Annotated in this window: 4 protein-coding genes and 2 pseudogenes; all 6 read left to right on the top strand. The window is 56.4% G+C overall.

The window, feature by feature from the left end:
- Positions 1 to 95 precede the first annotated feature (95 nt).
- A pseudogene (gene rplF, locus ACQKEN_RS25315) lies at positions 96 to 428 on the top strand (50S ribosomal protein L6); the annotation flags it as partial.
- Positions 429 to 438: 10 nt separating this feature from the next.
- Complete coding sequence (gene rplR / locus ACQKEN_RS25310) at positions 439 to 789, top strand: 50S ribosomal protein L18 (protein ID WP_037017727.1); 351 nt, start codon at positions 439 to 441, stop codon at positions 787 to 789.
- 3 nt (positions 790 to 792) lie between these two features.
- On the top strand, positions 793 to 1293 hold the full coding sequence (gene rpsE / locus ACQKEN_RS25305; RefSeq protein WP_037017729.1) for a 30S ribosomal protein S5: 501 nt from the start codon (positions 793 to 795) through the stop codon (positions 1291 to 1293).
- A 2-nt stretch (positions 1294 to 1295) separates the two neighbouring features.
- The gene (gene rpmD / locus ACQKEN_RS25300) at positions 1296 to 1472 is read left to right on the top strand and encodes a 50S ribosomal protein L30 (protein WP_028621547.1); all 177 of its coding nucleotides are present in this window, start codon (positions 1296 to 1298) and stop codon (positions 1470 to 1472) included.
- Positions 1473 to 1475: 3 nt separating this feature from the next.
- Positions 1476 to 1907 carry a 50S ribosomal protein L15 gene (gene rplO, locus ACQKEN_RS25295; RefSeq protein WP_037017733.1) on the top strand — a complete coding sequence of 144 codons (432 nt, stop codon included), beginning with the start codon at positions 1476 to 1478 and terminating at the stop codon, positions 1905 to 1907.
- Positions 1908 to 2855, top strand: a pseudogene (gene secY / locus ACQKEN_RS25290) (preprotein translocase subunit SecY); the annotation flags it as partial.
- Positions 2856 to 2944: the final 89 nt, after the last annotated feature.

Below are 2944 nucleotides of genomic sequence, written 5' to 3'. Positions count from 1 at the left end.
CGAGCAGGTCGAAGCGTTTGAACGGGCGTTGATTGCCGCCGAACTGACCCGCCCGCACAGCTCGGTCCGCAGCCTCGCCGAAGCCTTGGGCCTGCACTCGTGCGTTGGTAAACAACATGGTCCAGGGCGTAAGCCAAGGCTTTGAGCGCAAGCTCCAGCTGGTCGGTGTTGGTTACAAAGCGCAAGCAAAAGGCACGGTGCTGAACCTGGCCCTTGGCTTCTCGCACCCAGTGGACTACGAATTGCCGGAAGGCATCACCGCTGAGACTCCCAACCAAACCGATATCGTCATTCGCGGTATCGACAAGCAGTTGGTTGGTCAAGTGGCCGCTGAGATCCGCGACTTCCGCCGTCCAGAGCCGTACAAAGGCAAAGGCGTGCGTTACGCGGACGAAGTCGTCCGTCGTAAAGAAGCCAAGAAGAAGTAGGGCATAGCAAATGACCGTCAAAAAAGTTACCCGACTGCGTCGCGCTCGCAAAGCACGCCTGAAAATGCACGAACTCGAAGTCGTGCGTCTCTGCGTGTACCGCTCTTCGCAGCACATTTATGCCCAGGTCATCTCGGCCGACGGCAGCAAAGTCCTGGCAAACGCCTCGACTTTGGACAAAGAACTGCGTGATGGCGCCACTGGCAACATCGACGCGGCCACTAAAGTTGGCCAGCTGATCGCTGAGCGTGCGAAAGCCGCCGGTGTATCGCAAGTGGCTTTTGATCGTTCTGGCTTCAAGTACCACGGTCGCGTTAAGGCGCTGGCTGATGCTGCTCGTGAAGGCGGGCTGGAGTTCTAAGTTATGTCAAATAACGACCAAAAACGCGACGAAGGCTACATCGAGAAGCTGGTACAAGTTAATCGCGTAGCAAAAACCGTTAAAGGCGGCCGTATCTTCACCTTCACCGCGTTGACCGTGGTTGGTGATGGTAAAGGGCGCGTTGGCTTCGGCCGTGGCAAGTCACGTGAAGTGCCTGCCGCGATCCAGAAGGCAATGGAAGCTGCTCGCCGTAACATGATCCAGGTTGATCTGAACGGCACCACGCTGCAGTACGCCATCAAGTCCGCTCATGGGGCTTCGAAGGTTTACATGCAGCCTGCGTCGGAAGGTACTGGCATCATCGCTGGCGGCGCAATGCGCGCTGTCCTCGAAGTTGCTGGCGTCCATAACGTTCTGGCCAAGTGCTACGGTTCGACTAACCCGGTCAACGTTGTTCACGCAACGTTCAAGGGTTTGAAAACCATGCAGTCCCCTGAGTCCATCGCTGCTAAACGCGGCCTGAACGTCCAGGAGATCTTCTGATCATGGCTACCGTTAAAGTAACGCTGATCAAAAGCATGACCGGCCGCATCCCTAACCACAAATTGTGCGTTAAGGGTTTGGGTCTGCGTCGCATCGGTCACACTGTAGAAGTCGTTGATACCCCGGAAAACCGTGGGATGATCAACAAGGCTTACTACATGCTGCGCGTCGAGGGTTAATCGATGAAACTCAATGATCTGAGTCCAGCGCCGGGTTCCCGTCGCGAAAAGCATCGTCCGGGCCGTGGTATCGGTAGTGGTTTGGGCAAGACCGGTGGCCGTGGCCACAAAGGTCAGACCTCCCGCTCCGGTGGCACCATTGCTCCGGGCTTCGAAGGCGGCCAACAGCCGTTGCATCGTCGTCTGCCCAAGTTCGGCTTCGTCTCTTTGAAAGCTATGGATCGTGCAGAAGTTCGCACCTCCGAGCTGGCTAAAGTTGAAGGCGTCGTCACTGTGCAGTCCCTGAAGGATGCCAACGTGATCAACCAAAACGTACAGCGTGTGAAAATCATGCTGTCCGGTGAGGTTACTCGCGCAGTCACCCTCAAAGGTATCGCAGCCACCAAAGGTGCGCGTGCGGCTATCGAAGCAGCTGGCGGCAAGTTCGAGGAATAAATGGCTAAGCAAGGTGCTCTCTCAGCGCTCGGCAAAAGCGGCGGGTTGTCCGAACTCTGGGCTCGTCTGCGTTTCCTGTTCCTGGCGATTATCGTCTATCGGATCGGTGCGCATATCCCAGTTCCAGGTATCAACCCTGACCGGCTTGCCGACCTGTTTCGACAGAATGAGGGGACCATTCTTAGCTTGTTCAACATGTTTTCCGGCGGTGCGCTGGAGCGCATGAGCATTTTTGCACTGGGGATCATGCCGTATATCTCGGCATCGATCATCATGCAGCTCATGACCGCAGTCAGCCCGCAGCTGGAGCAGTTGAAGAAGGAAGGTGAGGCTGGTCGTCGTAAGATCAGCCAGTACACCCGCTATGGCACAGTCGTCCTGGCCCTGGTTCAAGCTATTGGCATGTCCATTGGTCTGGCCGGTCAGGGCGTTGCGTTCTCAGCAGATATCGGCTTCCACTTTGTTGCAGTCACCACCTTTGTTGCTGGTGCACTGTTTATGATGTGGCTGGGCGAGCAGATCACTGAGCGCGGTGTTGGCAACGGTATCTCGATGTTGATTTTTTCGGGTATCGTCGCCGGTCTTCCGAGAGCGATAGGGCAGTCTTTCGAGTCTGCACGTCAAGGTGATATCAACATCTTCGCTTTGGTCGCCATCGGTTTGCTGGCAGTAGCGATCATCGGTTTCGTGGTGTTCATCGAGCGTGGTCAGCGTCGTATTGCTGTTCACTACGCCAAGCGTCAGCAGGGCCGTAAGGTCTTCGCTGCGCAGACCAGCCACTTGCCGTTGAAAGTGAACATGGCGGGCGTTATTCCTGCCATCTTCGCGAGCAGCATCTTGCTGTTTCCGGCTTCGCTGGGTGCCTGGTTTGGTCAGTCTGAGGGTATGGGCTGGTTGCAGGACATCTCGCAGTCGATCGCACCTGGTCAGCCGTTGAATATTCTGCTTCGTCCGGTTGCAGCGCCATGTCGGCGCAGTTCTCGCGGTAGAACACCAACGGAAAGGTTTCGCGGTCCTTGATGCCCAGCAGGACCATG

The organism is Pseudomonas sp. NPDC078416, assembly GCF_050268485.1.
In the GTDB taxonomy this organism is placed as follows: domain Bacteria; phylum Pseudomonadota; class Gammaproteobacteria; order Pseudomonadales; family Pseudomonadaceae; genus Aquipseudomonas.
The sequence above is the reverse complement of the archived record's forward strand: the minus strand, read 5'-3'. Positions and strand labels throughout refer to the sequence as shown.

What these genes read in the sequence shown, in the direction of transcription:
- rplR (WP_037017727.1), top strand. Translation starts at nt 439, where the DNA reads ATGACCGTCAAAAAAGTTACCCGACTGCGTCGCGCTCGCAAAGCACGC.
- rpsE (WP_037017729.1), top strand. Translation starts at nt 793, where the DNA reads ATGTCAAATAACGACCAAAAACGCGACGAAGGCTACATCGAGAAGCTG.
- rpmD (WP_028621547.1), top strand. Translation starts at nt 1,296, where the DNA reads ATGGCTACCGTTAAAGTAACGCTGATCAAAAGCATGACCGGCCGCATC.
- rplO (WP_037017733.1), top strand. Translation starts at nt 1,476, where the DNA reads ATGAAACTCAATGATCTGAGTCCAGCGCCGGGTTCCCGTCGCGAAAAG.